Genomic DNA, 16,689 nt, shown 5'->3' with positions numbered 1-16,689 from the left:
ACATGGCCCCGCCCAGCCCGCCGCGGGGCGGGCGTCTCGCCCGCCAGACGGGCGAGACGCCCGCCCCTCGTGTCATGCCGATGGCCGACATGATGATCAAGGCCCATTGTTAATTCGGGATGCCAAGTCATTGCATCGGCTGGCGCTGGATTGTCAGCAATGGGAGATGCTGGATTCGTTGAATCACGCACTGCAGGCAAATTTGCGGCCAGGCATCGGCCTCCGGGATCCACTGCAAGATTCTCCGACCCCCCCCGATCATTATGGCCAACTCGGGGCCGCATTGGCGTTGCTCATACTGGGTGGTTCATATCGAGACGCGTGGCGTTTACCCATTGATGTCTGGCTGGATTTGCCCAAGGAGCAGCTCGGACACTTGCCTTTCAATCGCTTTCTCTTATTGTTGATTCATGATGTACTGACGTCTGCGGATGCTCGAACCGAGGACTGCACACCGATTTTGCATGGCTTGGCACGTTGCCCGATGAAGCAACGCTATCCCTCGAACAACTGGACGCTATTGAGGCAATTATGCCGGTTGATCGAAGCAGGTCCAGCTACGCGCCAACGGCGGCTCAAAGCATTCTGCGCGCACATCGATCGCTGGACTACGCCCACCGGTGGCTTCATCGATTTTCCCCAGCATCCTGGAAAGGTAGGGGCAACCCCCATGACCTATCATTTCAAGGCGCTGTTCCTTGCCGTCGTAGCCGCCTGGTTCGTCGACGATCCGGCTTTGACACCGAGAATTCAGCGTCTGTTGAATTGGATATCCTTGTGCTGGGACGATGCTGGCTATATCGCCGGTTTCGGTCGCAGCACGCATGCCCTGTTCGCCGACGGCTGTCTATTGGCGGCTCTGATTTTACTGGGACTTGGTGGAGACAAGGAGCAAACCGGCCCCGCACAACCCATGGTCGACAGATTGATGGGTCGACTGCAAGCTCAAAGGCGGCCAGATGGTTTCTATTGGCTGAATCCCGCGGGGCCGACGGCGGGCACATCCGGGTGGGACGACTATATGAGATTGTCGGTCTACAATGCCTGGTTTGCGGCCGTGGTGGCGTGGGCGTTGCACCGAACGCGGAGTCGTGCGCGGCCCCTCTGCCTTTTGGATATTTGTTTTCTCGATCCGGCTGACGCCCGAAATCCGTTGGCGGCGAGCGAAAACCGGCCAGGCTCAGATGGCGTGGTGATTTCAGATGATTCTGCCGGCATCATCCGGGTGACCTCTCCTGTCGGCCTCAATCTGTCGGTTTCGAGCCGCGGACAGCCCCCCCAGGCATTCAGTCGATCGTCCGTTGAATTTCGCTATGCCGGCGGGATCCCTTTCCACGGGCGAATCGGTGACCAACTCGTGATTCCTCCACCATCGCGCGTACCTCTCTGGCGGCTTCTGGAGTGCCCAGCCCTGGCTGGCTGGACGCCAGTCTTTCAGATCAGGGATCAAGTCTACGGCTTGACCGACTTCGATGACGTTGAATGGAGCGATTCGAGGACCGGAGTTACCATAACCCTAAGCGGGAGCCTGATGGCTCTGGCGCGATGGCCGACAGGCGGAGTGCTGAACCGGATGATTGGGGCACTGGATTGGCGTTTGTGCCACGGCGCATGGGCACGTCAAGAAGCACTGAAACGCGAGCGTGTCGGCTCGATACGAGGAACTTTAGCGCTCTCCGTATCGATTGATCGACCAGCCCTCACCATGGAATGGACGATCGACAACGACACTCAAGAACCAGTGACCTATCTGAACCCGGCTGGCCATGCGCTCGTCACGGATTTATTGCCGAACCTGTGGGAGATGCAATCTCTCGGTCATGCAAGTGGTCGCTTAACCGTTCAGCGCGCCAGTCGCCCCGACGTCATGATCAGTGGCAGCCTGGAAAGTGCGGTACCCCATGCCAGTGGCTACTGCCTGCCTAGCAGCCGGCTTCGTGGCGGTGAAAATCGGTTTGGGGTGCGCCTCGAATGGTAAGATTCAGCGGCCTTGATCATAACTGCGGCCATCCTTGCAGGTCGGGAGGCGGGCGTACCGTCCTCCAGACGGGCGGGACGCCCCATCCCCATCAGGTCATGGCCGGAATTCTGATCAAGGCTAGTCCCAGCAACAATAGTCCGCGCCTGACCTCAACGCTCCTGACAGTCGTTTGGGAACGGCCGAAGTTTCAAGGTTATGCTTCAACCATGTGTCATCATGCAAGAAACATTTAACAGCAAGCCGACTCAGCCTGAAGTGTCTCCGATGCCACACGTATCGGTGATTATGCCATCCTATAACGCCGCACCTTATATCGCCGAAGCCATTGACAGCGTGCTGAGCCAGGATTATCCGAACAAAGAACTCATCGTGATCGATGACGGATCGACCGATAACACGGTCGAGATCGTTCGCGCTTACGAAGCTCGGTTACGACTTATCAGGCAGGAAAACCAGGGCTCGGCGGTCGCGCGCAACGCGGGTCTTGCCGCGTCACAGGGTGAATTGATCGCTTTTCTTGATTCGGATGACTGCTGGTTGCCAGGTAAACTCACAGCGCAGGTCAGTTACTTGCGGGATCATCCCGAGATCGGCGTCGTCTTTTCACGTTGGCAAGTTTGGAAACCAGACCCGGACGGAGGCTTTCGCCGACCACTCATCCCGGAAAGGGAAAAACCTTCAGAGCAACGCCCAAAGATCGTGCCAGAGCGCTCGGGATGGTTGTACAATCGGCTCCTGTTCAGCTCCCTGCTGCATACCATCACGGTCATGGCGCGTCGCACCTTGATCGAACAGGTCGGTGAATTCGATCCTCAACTCAAACGAGGGCAGGACTATGACTACTGGATACGCGCATCGCGGGTGAGCGAGATTCATCAGTTGAATACAGTCTTTGCACTCTATCGGATTCATGGACAGGGCTGTGTCAAGAAATGGCCGACAGTGAATTATGAGTTACAGGTCGTCGAACAAGCCCTGGCTCGGTGGGGACTGACAGGGCCTGACGGTGAACGCACGCGGCCGGCCGCGATCAGACGGCGTCTGGCGGATGCCAGTTTCAGTTTCGGTTACTATCAGTATTGGGAGGGGGACCTACGGCTTGCCTTTCAGTCATTCAAGCAGTCGATCCGGAACGATGTATGGCGCGTGTCTACTTGGAGATATCTTGTGATGAGCTTGTTCGAGATGATCGTCCTCAAACGGGGAATAACGCAGAGGAACAAAGATGTCGGGTCTAAGGGATAAGATGATGCCATGCTGAAGACCATCGGTAAGCTACTCGCCCTGCTTGACCCAGGGGACCGATGGAAGGTCGTGATACTCATGGCACTCATGATCATCACGGCCTTCGCGCAAACAGCCGGGGTTGTGTCGGTCATGCCATTCCTTGCGGTGCTTTCAAATCCAGAGATGATCCATGAGAACCAATGGCTAGCTACCTGGTATAGATTACTTGGGTTTGATTCTGAACGTACTTTTCTCTATTTCCTTGGAGTCGTGGCGTTTATTATCTTTATGGTTGGAACGGCGTTGCAAGCCGTGACGTACTGGGTGATCACACGCTTTTCCTTCACGCAACAGTACCACCTGTCGCGTCGATTGATGGCGGATTATTTGCGACGCCCCTATACCTTCTTTCTGAACCGTAATTCCAGCGACTTGGCGAAAACAGTCCTGCAAGAGACCTCAGTGGCAGTGACGGGTGCTCTTTTACCGGCGATGAGGCTTTTAAGCTCCATACTGCTTGCTGCAACTGTTGTGGCGATGCTCATTTTTATCAATCCTTGGTTGACCATCAGTGTATCCGCCGGGATCGGATTGTTTTATGGTGTCGTTTACGCAGCAACGCGCACTTGGCTAAAGCGCATCGGATCCGAACGGATAGCTGCGAACCGCGAACGCTTTATGGCTGCGGCAGAGGCATTTGCTGGGGCAAAAGAAATCCGCTTGCTAGGGCGCGAGCGTGAATATCTGGAGCGATATCGCGAATCCTCAAGGCGTGTTACTAATTACCAGTCGAGTGTTGCCCTGCTGACTGATTTGCCGCTTTATGTGATTGAGGCGATTACCTTTGGTGGAGTGTTGCTTATCGTTATCTATCTCATGCGAGATGGATTTGCAATTTCCGACGCCCTCCCGACCCTTGGAGTATATGCGCTGGCTGGAAAGCAGCTGATTCCCGCTTTTCAGAAGATCTTTGGTGCGGTCTCAGCAATCCGGTTTAACATGCCAGTCGTCGAGCATGTCTTGGCAGACATGGAAAAGGTTGTACCTTCGGACTCTTGGCGGACTTCATGTCAGGTCACGGATCTCATTTACCCGAGAGATGGGATCGTGATATCCGATCTGAGTTTCCGTTATCCAGGTAGCGAGAAGTTCGCGCTGGAAAACCTGCAACTAACGATACCAGCGCGGAGCACGATCGGTTTTGTGGGGGCCTCTGGCGCAGGCAAGAGTACGTTGATCGACTTGATTCTTGGTCTCTTGGAACCGGACGCTGGGGAGATACGCATCGATAACACGCCTCTAAACTCCTCTAACGTACGGCGCTGGCAGGCGGCTCTCGGCTATGTGCCTCAGCATATTTTCCTTGCGGATCAAAGCGTGGCTGCGAACATTGCCTTGGGTGTAGTGCCGAAGGAGATCGACATGGCTGCTGTAGAGACCGCCGCGCGACTGGCAAATCTTCATGCATTTGTAACACAGGAATTGCCGAGCGGATATGCGACGATCATTGGTGAGCGTGGGGTCCGCTTATCAGGCGGGCAACGACAACGCATCGGTATAGCTAGAGCCCTTTATCGAGATCCGCCCGTACTGGTTTTTGATGAAGCGACGAGTGCATTGGACAACAACACGGAGAGTGCCGTTATGGAGGCGATCCATAATCTTGCAGGCGACAAAACCATTCTACTCGTTGCTCATCGCTTAACTACAGTTAAGCCGTGCAATACGATCTACGTTCTTGCGGGGGGTAAGGTGGTGGAAGATGGTAGTTGGGAAGATCTGGCTCAGTCCGGCGTTTATTTTCAGCGGCTAGCGGCTGGTTCTATAACTTAGTTTCAAGAGCATCCTATTACACAATATTTACTTTAGTTATGAATTTCCCTAGCGAATCCGCATACGGCGTTCCAGATTCTGGAGATAATAAAACCGAGGGAACAGTTGAGGTACCGTATTTGGTGCTGGAAGCACTGTTTGGCGCAATTCTGGATATATTCATCTTATTTTCTTTTCAATTCCGGTTATTCTTCTAAATTCAAATGCAGAGATTAGATGTGCTGCCTATAAAAATAACAATCACAAGATTACAATTAATCCCTAAGGGTTTTAGATAACCTGAGATCCGAAATTATACAAACTGAGTTACAGGAAGATCGCTATTATGCAAATAATACTGAGTTGCACATCAACTAAGAACAGGATGCATATCTTTAGATACTCGATCCAATCGTTACTTAGGCAGACGATTAAGCCCGATTTATTTCTTATAAATCTAAGCGATAAGGCTTTTAACAGCTTCGCTGATTTTTATCAGTATATACCTGATTCGATTGATCACGCGCAGATTAAAATCAATTTTGTAGAAGACGTTGGACCCCATACCAAGCTACTTCCTGCCTTAGACTATGCTGCCGAAAATGATTTGATTGTTACAGTGGATGATGATGTTATTTATAGTGAAAGGTTACTTGAGGATTTATTAAGAATAACTAGGGAAAAGTCAGATACAATTTGCTGTACGCGGGCACGCCTAATTTCCAGGGGGCGTCGCGGACAATTTCTGAATTATAATTCATGGCCTAACATCAAGTCTCCAGCCGAGGCACTAAATATACTTCCTCTTGGTGTTGGCGGCGTAGCTTATAGAAAAAAATTTTTCGATATGGCATTTTTAATCGATGAAGCTTTTAAAATGTTGGCTCCCAACGCTGATGATCTGTGGTTTAGGGCAGCTAGTTTAATTCCAAAGACACCTGTCTATGTCGAGCCAGGGTTGGACTCATATAATATGCCGATTCGCCATAAACTCGGACTAGATCAGATTAATTTGAAGCGTGTTTCCGAAAATAATGAAGCTACGGCAATTCATAAGTGGATTCAGATGGCTCTGCGTCGGAAATGGAATGATGACGATAGTCTAGTGAATAAAAACGACATTCAGTGGAGATCCATACAAGCTTATGCAAGAGAACAGGGTAAGGAAATATCATTCTGACGATGGTTGGTTTGGCTGACTTCAGTATAGCCATTAATCAGTTGATAGGGTGAGTGACTTTTAGGAAGCTCGTGCTATTACTGTCATCATAGGAAATCGTAAGCAAAAATTTTAGAGTGAAGAGATTTTCCCTTATGCACGAAAATAAATTTAAATTACAGCTTAAGTTGAAACTATAAATGTGGGCTCCGAAAGAATACATACCGGGTCTGGCTTCCGTTATCATACCAACATATAACCGAGCTGGGTATATTGAGGACGCGCTGAGCAGCGTTTTTAATCAGATTTACCGACCCATTGAGATGATTGTTATTGATGATGGATCCACAGATGCAACCCACGAAGTTGTGAAGTCATGGATCGAAAGTCATTCCAGCGATGCATATTTTACTTGTCGGTATTATTTAAAGAATAATGAAGGATCGCAAGTAGCCCGTAATACTGGTATTCGACTTTCACATGGTGAATTTCTTCAGTTTCTTGACTCAGATGATATTCTCAAGGAACATAAGATTGAAAACGCTGTCAGGTTATACCGTCTGGATCACAGTGTCGACTTGATATATTCTCGGTGGCTTGTCGATAACGGCAAGAAAATCATTGAAATGGATGGTCCGAATCTTAGAAGCGGATCACGGCTTACTGAAGCTATATTAAACAATATGTGCATATTCTCGCCGATTTACAGGCGAGATGTTATACTTATGGTTGGGCCCTTCAATGAAAGTTTGAAAAAAGCTCAAGATATCGAATATTGCACTAGAGTTGTTAAACAAACAAATAATTCGGTAAGGGACGACGAATTTGGTGGTGTATATAGATTAGGAAAATCAAATAATAGTATAATCGGATCAGTTAGCCGAAGTAAGCTTCTATCGGAATGGCAGGTATCACAATATCAAAAAAATTTACTGAAAAAAGAGCCACATACGGAACGTAAAGACCAGGCTCTTTCATTGATAAGCCGTCGTAATTTCTCTACGGCACAAAGAACGCTGGCAGGAGACTGCCCACTTCTCGGACTTAAAATAATGATTTACGAACTGGGAGTATGGAGGCCGGTAATATCGAAGAAGGTATTGAAGTCTTTGATCTTGTTAGTGCACCTTGCTATCGCAGATCTGAGGAAACGCATAGCCTTTTTGTTGTCTAAGTGTTTTTGAAGTTCTGCTCGATGGGTTGTTGGGGTTAATGATTAAGAAAATTCGGTAGTGCCCTCATCTATATGATCATGTAATATGAGTAGGATTAACATGAGATTAAATAAAGAATTTTGTCCAGTTTTCTTGCTCGGCTCCCATAAAAGCGGATCAAGCCTTTTGCGAAGCCTTTTAGATGGCCATGAAAGCCTTAATGTCCTGCCGTCTGAAACCCATTTTTTCCAGTATTCTGGCCAATGGGTCGATTATGCTATTAGAAAGAATACTCGGCTCATTTCGTCCCTTGAAGATAGCAAGACCGGATTGTATCAATTTTTAAAGAATGAAAACATTATTAAAGACCCTTACGGAGCGTCTGATATTGCCGGGAAATACGATGAAGAAATCTTTCGATCACGAATGAATAAATATGAAGCACACAGCTTATCAGAATTATTACAAATATACTTCATGGCTTTGCATTATTCTTTAAAGGGGGGCGGAGCTGATAGCGGTAAGTATGTAGAAAAGTCTGTTGAAAACGCAGAATTTGCATGTACGCTAGCTCATTGGTTTCCGGACGCGAAGTTTGTGCATATCGTCCGCAATCCCTATGCTACTTTTACGGCTCTGCGAAAAATGAAGTCGAAGCGTGGCTATCCTCTACTTCGACCACTAGTTGAATCTTTATCGAACTCGTACCAATATTTGTTTAAAAACAAACTCTTTGGTAAAGAATATTTAATTATTCGATACGAAGATTTAGTTGAAAACACAACTGAAACCATGATCAAAGTTGCAGAGCATTTAAATATCAAATTTTCAGATTGCCTATTGAATCCAACTTTATTGGGCGTCCCATGGAAAGGTAATAGCACATACAATAAGGAATTCAGTGGGATTTCAAATACATCTATAGATCAATGGAAAAATACAATTACGGATCTTGAATTACTTATTGTGAACTCACACTTTCGGGCTGTTATTGATGAATTTGGATATGTACTTCAGAATCCAAAGCATAGTCAGTATATTAGGCAGCTGCTTGAACCTGCCAAGTATGAAAGGTTGAGGATATACGTTCTTAATCGTGCCTTTACATTGTCGCACGTTAGCTAAATCCAGACTTAACCCACATGCCAGACCGATTCCGCTTTGGAAAAGTCACGGAAAAACGAGAGCATCCCACAGATTCTGACCTCAAGCGAGCAGATGGGGCGATGCAGCTTTTGCACGATGACCTGAAAGTGGCTCATTTTTTTCGTCAGACTATGACCATCTTCTTCAGGGAACCTTTCGAACGTAATAGCCCTACACCACCGACATCGTGTTCAATCCTTAAATTCATATCAAACGACTGAGCCCAAGATTTTGCGATCGCTGTTTCGGATGAACGCTGAATGTCATCAAGAACCACAAGATGATCACTGTTCAAAAATCTTCGCAATTCGGGCAGCGCCGGCATTCTCGCTTGCTCGCATAGTTTGTTTTTTGGCCCATCGACCACAAGTAAGTCCACATTACTTATCGAATGATCATTCATAAAATCCTGTATCACTTCTACGTCGTACCACGACTGTTCTGTTGAGCCTGAATAAGGCCGTATCGGCGCGCATATAAAGTCATAGCAGGCTTCATCAAAGCCCTCGTCGATGCATGCATGACGAATATTCTCTATCCAATTCGCGTCGTCATCAATACCAATGATACGAACGCCACGCCCTCTTGTTGCGGCAAGCGTATAGACCGTAGATAGACCAACTCCGCACTCGATTATCTGCATCGCGCCGTTTAGATAGACTTCATTGATCAACAGTGATATCGCGCTTGGGCGCATCGCAAAGCTAGACCATGGGTGATACGCGCGCGTCAGAGGCACTAGGCGTTGAAGTGCCGCAAGGTCTACAAGTTCCCGGTACATATCCTGATGTAGGCCTCGATTGATGTGCCTTCCCAGCGCCTCAAATTTTTCGTACAGCTTACGCATCGACATAAGAAGTTGCTTTCTCTATTGATAAAAACGCATATACGGCGCTGAACAGAAACGCCTGTACGCGCGAATATAATATCCGGCGTTGAGCGCTCAGTAACGGTAGGTTTTACTATGGTGCACCATCAAACCGCATCCTAATCACTCTCGCGCTCCTAGGGTAAGGGGATCCCGTCATATTGAGGACGGATAAAACGCGCTTCAATTCTAACAGATCGATCGTCTGCATAATCACGATTAGGCTAAGGAAAGGAGCCGCTCCGCCATTCCCTTAGCCGAGCTTACATAGCCACGCAATATTCCGAGTTTTTCACATAGCCTCAAGTACGATTGGCTGGCGACAGAGTAACGGAGGTTCTCAAGGGCATGAACATCCCCATTCCATTTGAAATACGGAAATCGATAAAAAATGTATCGGGAGTCCCCTATTGGCAAGAAATTCGTATCCGGTCTCTGCAATGGGTTGAATATTCCCAACATTGGCATGTGAATACATTGGTTGTTAACAGATAACCAGCTTGCCAACCAGCTGAATGTACTCACGGGAATGACCACATGAACCGACTGGCGAATGATTTCGAAGTCCTTTATCGCACCCTGAGAGGGGACAAACTCTGCGTCGGAAAATTTTTCCCTGAGATTATTCGAGTACCAGTCGGCCCCTAGTTGCCCCATGAACACAGGGCTTAGACCAGTCCGCCGTACAATAGAATCAATAAAACCGATCGGCAGTGGAACGTAATCTTGGTGAACGTTTTTTAGTATTTCAGCCGCTCTGACATTCACAAGTAATACATCTTCTGGAAAACCAACTCCTTCGTATTCACTCGGCGTAGCGAACATATCCCGGAACTCGGAGAGGTTATCGTAGTATTCTAAACGACACGCCCACCCGTCGTACTCGAAGCACTGTATCGAACCATCCCTGAGCTGTGCTGCAATCCGACCAATATCAAGTCTGTGATGGCTAAGCTTAAGGCAGGTCCCTGCATCGCATTCGAGAGCACAAGGCTCAACCTCACTGGCCCAACCCCATTCCGGCAGTTCGACACCATAGATCTTTAATCCAGGTACAAGCTTGTCCAGTTCCGTGGCAAACATTTGCTGGAACATACGGTTACCAAGTCCGCCGCGAGCATGAATTTTCAGGATACTAGACACGTCAAGTTGTCTCCAGCCCGCCGTTTCTCGCCTTATGCAGAAAAATTTGGTTGGTCATGGTGATGGTGCAACGCGTCTGTGCTAAATGACAACACTGGACATTAGGCGGCCTTGTATGCTTCTTCGAATTCAAAAAAGTAGACAGTAGAAATTAAATACCAGGGCAAATGGCAATGCCTTCTGGCTAAGTCAGTCAAAATCTTTGGATATAGGTATTCCTTTCGAAGAAACTCAGAATAATTGAACCCGTGACTCAGAGTGTATTTTAACAGTTTATTAGTAGCGTATCTAAAATAGGCATAATCAGCCTTGCAGTAGTCGGCCTTCTTGGATTTATCTTCATACGGTAAACCAGCATACTGTGGATATGTTCTTCTGATCGCATCGTCATGCAGTTGATTATCAAGAAATATCCGGGCATCGAGACCTGTGATGAAGTCATATAGATCATGATCTAGATAGGGGCAATGCACCAGAGGAACGTGCGACAGGATCGAATAGGGTATCTGACTGACCATGCGGCGGGTTCGATTCCAAAAAATAAAGGATAGCATCGGATTGCTTGCGCCAGCATGAATCTTCAACTCATCGACTAACCGCGAGACGGCCATTGGCATTGCGGTCCTTCTATAGAAAGAGCGATTCAGCACCGTTTGATTAAATCCCTCTTTATTCCCTTCATACAATAAGATTGATGCCAATTCTTCGAATTTTTCTTCCCGGTAAAGTCGCATTTTTCTTTCATCAGTGAGGAATCCGCCGGATAAGACACTGCCAGCCAAGCCGTCATATATGGTATGGGTACGCCCTTTCAGCCAGGCGGACAAAGGCAGTATCCAGCCATGTGAGCCGCCGCAGAAGTTGGTAAGATACACATCGATCAAGACCGCATCGAACCAGGACGCAGCCTTTTCGAGGACGACATGGGGTATCCGCATCTCATCGGCGATCAGTCGCGCTACCCTCGCGTCTTCATTGGTCGCGGGTGGGCGGTATTTCAGCGTGACACAGGTCTTTGGTCTCTTACCGTGGCTGTCCAAGGCGAAAAGGATATGCCGCGAATCCCTACCGCCGCTCAAGGGAACGATGAAGTCGTCATTCTCAGGAAGGCGTCTGGCTATGGACTGATCGAACAGATGGGAGAACTGGTCGACCGCATCATCGAAAGATATTGACCTATTGACATCCTGACAAATCGGCAGGCTTGCCGTCTTGATCTGCATACGACCTTCTACCCAGGTCAGTGTGCTGTTCGGCGGCAAGACCCGAATGTGGAGGAACGGGGTATCCTGGCCGATGAAGTGGCCCATGCGCAGAAAGACAGAAAGCGCCACATCGTCCAGTTCCTTTGGTGCATTGCCTCTTAGTACAGGATGAATCGAGGGTGAGATCCATATCTCATTGTCGTAGCAGGAATAAAATAATGGCGACATGCCATAGCGGTCATTCCGTACGATGAGTTGATTGCCATCCCACTGCCATTCCACATAAATTCCATTATATGATCCGCCCGGTTGGGTCGGGGGGAGCTTGTTGCCTCGTGTGTAAATCGGGATTCCAGATGTTTCCAGTCTGCCGTTTCTCGCTTTTGCGGAAAAAAATGGTGGGTCATTCGGTAACAGCACATTGAGATCGATGTCGTCCATTGCTGAAAGCTCTTCGATAGTTGATGAACGAATTGAGGCTATAATCTTAGGATCTGTCTGCGCGGCTTTTGACCTTAACTACCTTCATTGCATTCGGTACTAACCAAAGTAAGGTCGCAGAATCCGATACAAAGGTCTTGCCCACGAGCTTCCAGTCAACTGTTCCATGTCTGGTTTGATGAAACAGGCTGGCCGTGAAGGCGTAACGGGTCTGGGCTAAATGCCGTTTAACGTGGGCGAGCTGGCGTGCGTTCATTGGGATATTGTTCAATATAAACTTGCACATTTCGATGTAACTGGAAAGCAAGGACAGTGACCTCTCCGTTCCCCATCCGGCACTATCGAAAATATTGATGCCCTTGCCTTCACGGGCGTATTCTTTCGGCGAAAATGCGACTTTCTTCGCCTGCCGGCACAAGAATAATTTGAAGATACGGTCTTGTCCGTTATAGATTTTCTCGTTAAATCGGACATTCGAGCCAACCCTGTACCGATAGGCCATGGTGGATGGTCCGATGATATTGCTTCGAAACACCACAAAATCAAAAAAATCGCCCACGAACTCATAAAGTTCATGGGCTTCATCAATCAAGCGATGCTGGGTGAGGTCGAGCGTTACGCCAGGGATGGAATCCCATTCGAACCGCGACTTCTCGATACCCGCCCTTCGGCTGTTCCCAAAAAAGAGGTCGTAGCCCTTGTCTAGCGCGGATACCGCATCGGCCAGGTAGGAGGGGTCAAGTTGATCGTCGGAATCTAAAAAGGCAACATAGCCGGTGCCATCGGGAACATTTTCGAGGGCCTTGTTTCTGGCCGCGCCTGGTCCGGCGTTCTTCTGCTGAATGATCCTGATTTTTTCCCGATGGCTGACAATCGATACAAGCTCTGATTCCGCCGATACAGGGGATCCATCATCGACGATGATCACCTTGTAATCATCGAATCCACGCTGCGCTAGGACCGAGCGGACTGTGTTTTCAAGAATCCCCTTTTGTTTCTGGAAATAGGGGATCAGGACTGCTACTGTTGGGGCGTCACTCTTCTCGTTCATCTCTTTGTCAACGCAAATGGTGTCGCTGTGCGTGATGGGGGCTTACAATGGGTGCTGATACTATCATACATTATGTGGCATGGGCCTTCCAGGGTCGCCCTTCAGTGTGTAGACTTAAACTGAATGCTTGAGTGTGAAAATTCATGCCGGAGGTCTAGTATTCCATGTATCACCTGACAAAACGTAAATTCATTTTGATCTCGGTGGCAACTTTATTCTCGATTTCAATGAACGACTCGAGGGCAAATAATCCACATGCGAGCACCGGAGAATTGCGCAAATTACCTGACTGGTGCTTGCACCATCCAAGCGTAGTTGGGAGGGGGGATCCTTCATTAGTAAAAGACCCAACACTCACTCGTATTCACGCATCTGGTTGTGGAGGCGTTCATCATTATTGTTGGGCACTCGTTCAGGCCAATCGTGGGGATATCGCACGCAATTCGCGCGACCGTGCAGTCAACTATAAGCTTGCTATCCCTAACATTGAATATACCTTGCATAGTTCTACGCAAAGCTGTTTGTTACTTCCCACAATCTATATGAAACTCGGGGAGCTGCAAGCCAAGTTAGGTGATTATTCGCGCGCCGTATCGAGTTATCGTCGGGTGATCGGCAAGCAACCGCAACTCGCCATGGCGTATTATGGATTGAGTAACGTCTATATCAGACAAGATCAATACGATAAAGCAATCACCATTCTTGAATCTGGCATAAAAGCTAACCCGAATTCAGTCCCTCTAAAAAAGCACCTTGAACGAATTAAATTAGAACGCGATGAAAAAAAAGTGCAACTCAAGGCGGGCTCGCAGTAGAAGATTGGGTCCGCGTTGACCTTCTGCGAAACGCAATGTAAGGGCGAGTATACTTGACGAGTTGCTTCAAAGCCATGACTACGATACTGCTTGATCTCATCAGGGCGTTGGTGCATAAAGAATCAGTCGGGCAGGAATCCCCGTTCCCCATTTTCTCAGGACACAGCTTCCCCAACCCGCACCGCGATCGGCATCTCCAGGTCGGTCATTTGGTTCATGGCGGCGATCCGTGCATGAATCTCGTTCATCTGGGATTCGAACAAGCGTGAGGCGACGGCCTCTCCGAAGAGTTGTTCTTGGCGGTACATGGCATGTTCGGCCAAGCTACGGCGGTGATAGCCAGCGTCCTGTCTCCACTGCACCACGTCTTTCTCTTGGATGCCAGCCTACGCTTGCGTGGGCGGGTGATCGGCTTCCCAGGCCACCGCGTTGTCTCGGGGCGGGACCACCAACTTGGCCTGGTGCTGTGCTGTGTTGCCACGTCATAGGCTTCGCGGGTATCGTCGGCACCATCCCCATCGGTCTGTTCGATCGGTTCATCTTGCGGTCCAACTGGGAACGCGGGCGGCCCGTTCGCTGGGCGGACCGGAGATCCCGTTCCCTGGCGTGACCGACTCGAAGAGCATGCGCTCATGGCTGATCCGGATCGACGCCCAACTCGCGCAGACGCTGGGCGAGGTGCTCGGCGTGCTGGTTGGCCTGTTCGGCGCGCAGCCGTTCCTGCTCGGCCCTCGCGTGTTCCTGATCCGCGCGGGCTCGCTCCTGCTCGGCGTGTTCGCGTTCCCGCTCGGCGTGCTGGATTTCATGCAGGGCAGATTCGGTGGGTGTAGGCACCAATGTACCGGAAGTCTCGAAATAGCGGAGTTGTCCCTCGACGACACCGAGACGGAGTCCGAGCACCTGGCTGGGCAGATGGCCTTGTTCGTCGGGCGGGATGGGTTGATAGGTCTTGTCAACGAGCCGGAAGCCTTGGAATTCGAGCGTCTCGGGTGAGAACCAGAAATACTCGGGGGTGCGGAAGATGTTCTGATAGAGCGATTTCTTATCCGCGCGGTCGATGGCGGCCGTGGAATTCGAGAGCAGCTCGATGATCAGATCCGGGTAGCGACCGCCTTCCTCCCAGACCACCCAGGAATTGCGCGGTTCGGGGCTGGTGTCCAGGACCAGGAAGAAATCCGGGCCGCGAAAATCGCGGCGGCGCAGTTGTTGGTGGCTGTACCAGACGGTGAGATTGGCGCCGATGAAGAAATCTTGCCGCTCACGCCAATGCCATTCGAGGCAACTGACCAGTAGGGCCAGTTGCTGATAGTGGAGTGTGCTTTCCATTTCCGGCTCGTCGCTCAGCAGTTGCCTGGCGTCCGGCATGAGGTCGGCCATTTGCGGCGCGGTGACGTACATGGCGGTTGGCTCCAGTGGTATCGGTCCTGTGTTGAGTGAATCGTAGCAGATGGGCGGAGTGCAGCGATGTCCATCTAGCGAGAATGCTGCCCGCCGCTCGGTGCTTCCCCGGGATAGAAATCGTCATCAAAGATCTGGGCGCTGCTGTAGGGACAGGCGGCGGGGAAGCGATCCACCGGCAGGCGGGTCTCCTTGTGCGCGAGACGCACCGCGCCCGGATGGGCGGCGGCGATCGCGGCACGGAGTGTGGTCTTCAGGCCGGGCGATTCCCGTAGCAGGTCGGCGAGCTGTTCGTGCTGCTCCACAATGGTGGCGCGCCAACTGCTTCCGTCGAATTCACGCCAGCGTTCGGCGAGCGTGGGCAACTGGTATTGCCATTTCAGCAGATGGGCGATCAATGCCAGCAGTCGGCTGTGCAATTCGCGCCGATCGCTCTTGCTCAGATCGCTCAGCTCCTCCAGCAAATGCTCGATATCGAACTCCTCGAAGCGGCGCGCGCGCAACAGCTCGGCGTTGCGCTGTGCCCATTGGGCATAGTCGGTCTCATACAGGTTGGCGAGGTGCGTCATGATGAGCATCCAAAGTCGTGCCCGGTATGGGCGGATGGAACGCAGGATCGGGCCGTTGTTTGAGCGTCAACAAGTGTCGTCGGTCAGAGTTCGCACACACGGATTTTATGCGCTCCATGCCGGTCATCCTGTTCAAAGATCCGCTGTTCCCAAGGGATGTCGGGGCGGCGATCGAAGATGAGCAGATGCTTTTCGGTGGCGTCCACAGGCTCCATCTCGTCGGCAGTCTGCGCCAGTCCCTCGCGCTGGGTGCTCTTCAGCGAGCGATGCAGCAGCTTCAATTCGATGACGATGCGTTGCACCGCTCCGAGAAAGCCCTGTTTCGGATCCAGCGGCCATTGGATCAGCAGATCGGTGCGGCGGCGCTCCAGTCGGTATTCGCGCTCGATGCGTCCGCCGCCATTGACAATAGGCTGCAGGAGGGCCTGTAACAAGAGTTGCGGACCGGCCTCGCGATACTGAAAACGCGTGCTCTAGTGCTCTGAATGCTCTCGATTGGGCCTTGACATTGAAGGCAGAGCCAGAGTTGATGATCTCCTGGCCCGAGGTGCGGATGCGATCGTCGCGGATGTCGCGCACCCCGCACAGGACCACTGTCGGCGGGTGTCAAGACAGTTGTCGCATTTTTCATGCGGTGTTTGAGGTGGCTTTGGCCTCCGTTTTCAGAGGTTTCCCGGGATTGAGCAAGACGGTGGTGTCGGGCTCGCAGTTGCGCGTGTT

The 16,689-nt window shown here is 50.3% G+C and carries 15 protein-coding genes; 7 read left to right on the top strand and 8 right to left on the bottom strand.

Features of this window, described 5'->3' with window-relative positions; translation table 11 throughout:
- Positions 1 to 106 precede the first annotated feature (106 nt).
- The 6 genes from G3480_RS20320 (at position 107) to G3480_RS20295 (ending at position 8,458) form a co-directional block, all read left to right on the top strand.
- On the top strand, positions 107 to 1,978 hold the full coding sequence (locus G3480_RS20320) for a hypothetical protein (RefSeq protein ID WP_164655721.1): 1,872 nt from the start codon (positions 107 to 109) through the stop codon (positions 1,976 to 1,978).
- Between the two features lie 219 nt (positions 1,979 to 2,197).
- Entirely contained in the window at positions 2,198 to 3,226 is a 1,029-nt protein-coding gene (locus G3480_RS20315) for a glycosyltransferase (RefSeq protein WP_164655720.1), read from the top strand.
- A 9-nt stretch (positions 3,227 to 3,235) separates the two neighbouring features.
- Positions 3,236 to 5,041 carry an ABC transporter ATP-binding protein gene (locus tag G3480_RS20310; protein WP_164655719.1) on the top strand — a complete coding sequence of 602 codons (1,806 nt, stop codon included), beginning with the start codon at positions 3,236 to 3,238 and terminating at the stop codon, positions 5,039 to 5,041.
- Positions 5,042 to 5,405: 364 nt separating this feature from the next.
- Positions 5,406 to 6,200 carry a hypothetical protein gene (locus G3480_RS20305; RefSeq protein WP_164655718.1) on the top strand — a complete coding sequence of 265 codons (795 nt, stop codon included), beginning with the start codon at positions 5,406 to 5,408 and terminating at the stop codon, positions 6,198 to 6,200.
- A 179-nt stretch (positions 6,201 to 6,379) separates the two neighbouring features.
- A complete protein-coding gene (locus tag G3480_RS20300) occupies positions 6,380 to 7,363 on the top strand; it encodes a glycosyltransferase family 2 protein (protein WP_164655717.1) in 984 nt (327 codons plus the stop codon).
- A 90-nt stretch (positions 7,364 to 7,453) separates the two neighbouring features.
- Positions 7,454 to 8,458 (top strand): sulfotransferase family protein, encoded by a 1,005-nt coding sequence (locus G3480_RS20295; protein ID WP_164655716.1) that lies wholly within the window; start codon positions 7,454 to 7,456, stop codon positions 8,456 to 8,458.
- Positions 8,459 to 8,603: 145 nt separating this feature from the next.
- Here the strand turns inward: G3480_RS20295 and G3480_RS20290 are convergent, their stop codons facing one another.
- The 4 genes from G3480_RS20290 to G3480_RS20275 all read right to left on the bottom strand — a co-directional run bounded on the left by G3480_RS20290 (position 8,604) and on the right by G3480_RS20275 (position 13,187).
- Positions 8,604 to 9,326, bottom strand: coding sequence for a class I SAM-dependent methyltransferase (locus G3480_RS20290; RefSeq protein WP_164655715.1), 723 nt, complete (start codon positions 9,324 to 9,326; stop codon positions 8,604 to 8,606).
- A gap of 240 nt (positions 9,327 to 9,566) precedes the next feature.
- Positions 9,567 to 10,490: an O-fucosyltransferase family protein gene (locus tag G3480_RS20285; RefSeq protein ID WP_164655714.1), complete on the bottom strand. Its 924-nt coding sequence runs from the start codon at positions 10,488 to 10,490 to the stop codon at positions 9,567 to 9,569.
- Positions 10,491 to 10,591: 101 nt separating this feature from the next.
- Complete coding sequence (locus tag G3480_RS20280) at positions 10,592 to 12,136, bottom strand: asparagine synthase-related protein (protein WP_164655713.1); 1,545 nt, start codon at positions 12,134 to 12,136, stop codon at positions 10,592 to 10,594.
- A 46-nt stretch (positions 12,137 to 12,182) separates the two neighbouring features.
- Positions 12,183 to 13,187: a glycosyltransferase family 2 protein gene (locus G3480_RS20275; RefSeq protein WP_164655712.1), complete on the bottom strand. Its 1,005-nt coding sequence runs from the start codon at positions 13,185 to 13,187 to the stop codon at positions 12,183 to 12,185.
- Between the two features lie 164 nt (positions 13,188 to 13,351).
- Here G3480_RS20275 and G3480_RS20270 point away from each other — a divergent pair, with 164 nt between their 5' ends.
- A complete protein-coding gene (locus tag G3480_RS20270) occupies positions 13,352 to 14,002 on the top strand; it encodes a tetratricopeptide repeat protein (RefSeq protein ID WP_164655711.1) in 651 nt (216 codons plus the stop codon).
- Positions 14,003 to 14,157: 155 nt separating this feature from the next.
- Here the strand turns inward: G3480_RS20270 and G3480_RS20265 are convergent, their stop codons facing one another.
- The 4 genes from G3480_RS20265 to G3480_RS20250 all read right to left on the bottom strand — a co-directional run bounded on the left by G3480_RS20265 (position 14,158) and on the right by G3480_RS20250 (position 16,403).
- Positions 14,158 to 14,367: a hypothetical protein gene (locus G3480_RS20265; RefSeq protein WP_164655710.1), complete on the bottom strand. Its 210-nt coding sequence runs from the start codon at positions 14,365 to 14,367 to the stop codon at positions 14,158 to 14,160.
- Between the two features lie 265 nt (positions 14,368 to 14,632).
- Positions 14,633 to 15,400, bottom strand: a complete 768-nt coding sequence (locus tag G3480_RS20260) for a Uma2 family endonuclease (RefSeq protein WP_164655709.1) — start codon at positions 15,398 to 15,400, stop codon at positions 14,633 to 14,635.
- A gap of 74 nt (positions 15,401 to 15,474) precedes the next feature.
- Positions 15,475 to 15,969, bottom strand: coding sequence for a DUF29 domain-containing protein (locus G3480_RS20255; RefSeq protein WP_164655708.1), 495 nt, complete (start codon positions 15,967 to 15,969; stop codon positions 15,475 to 15,477).
- 83 nt (positions 15,970 to 16,052) lie between these two features.
- Positions 16,053 to 16,403, bottom strand: coding sequence for a hypothetical protein (locus G3480_RS20250; protein ID WP_164655707.1), 351 nt, complete (start codon positions 16,401 to 16,403; stop codon positions 16,053 to 16,055).
- Between the last annotated feature and the right edge of the window lie 286 nt (positions 16,404 to 16,689).

The organism is Thiorhodococcus mannitoliphagus (genome assembly GCF_010915725.1).
Taxonomy (GTDB): domain Bacteria; phylum Pseudomonadota; class Gammaproteobacteria; order Chromatiales; family Chromatiaceae; genus Thiorhodococcus; species Thiorhodococcus mannitoliphagus.
The sequence above is the reverse complement of the archived record's forward strand: the minus strand, read 5'-3'. Positions and strand labels throughout refer to the sequence as shown.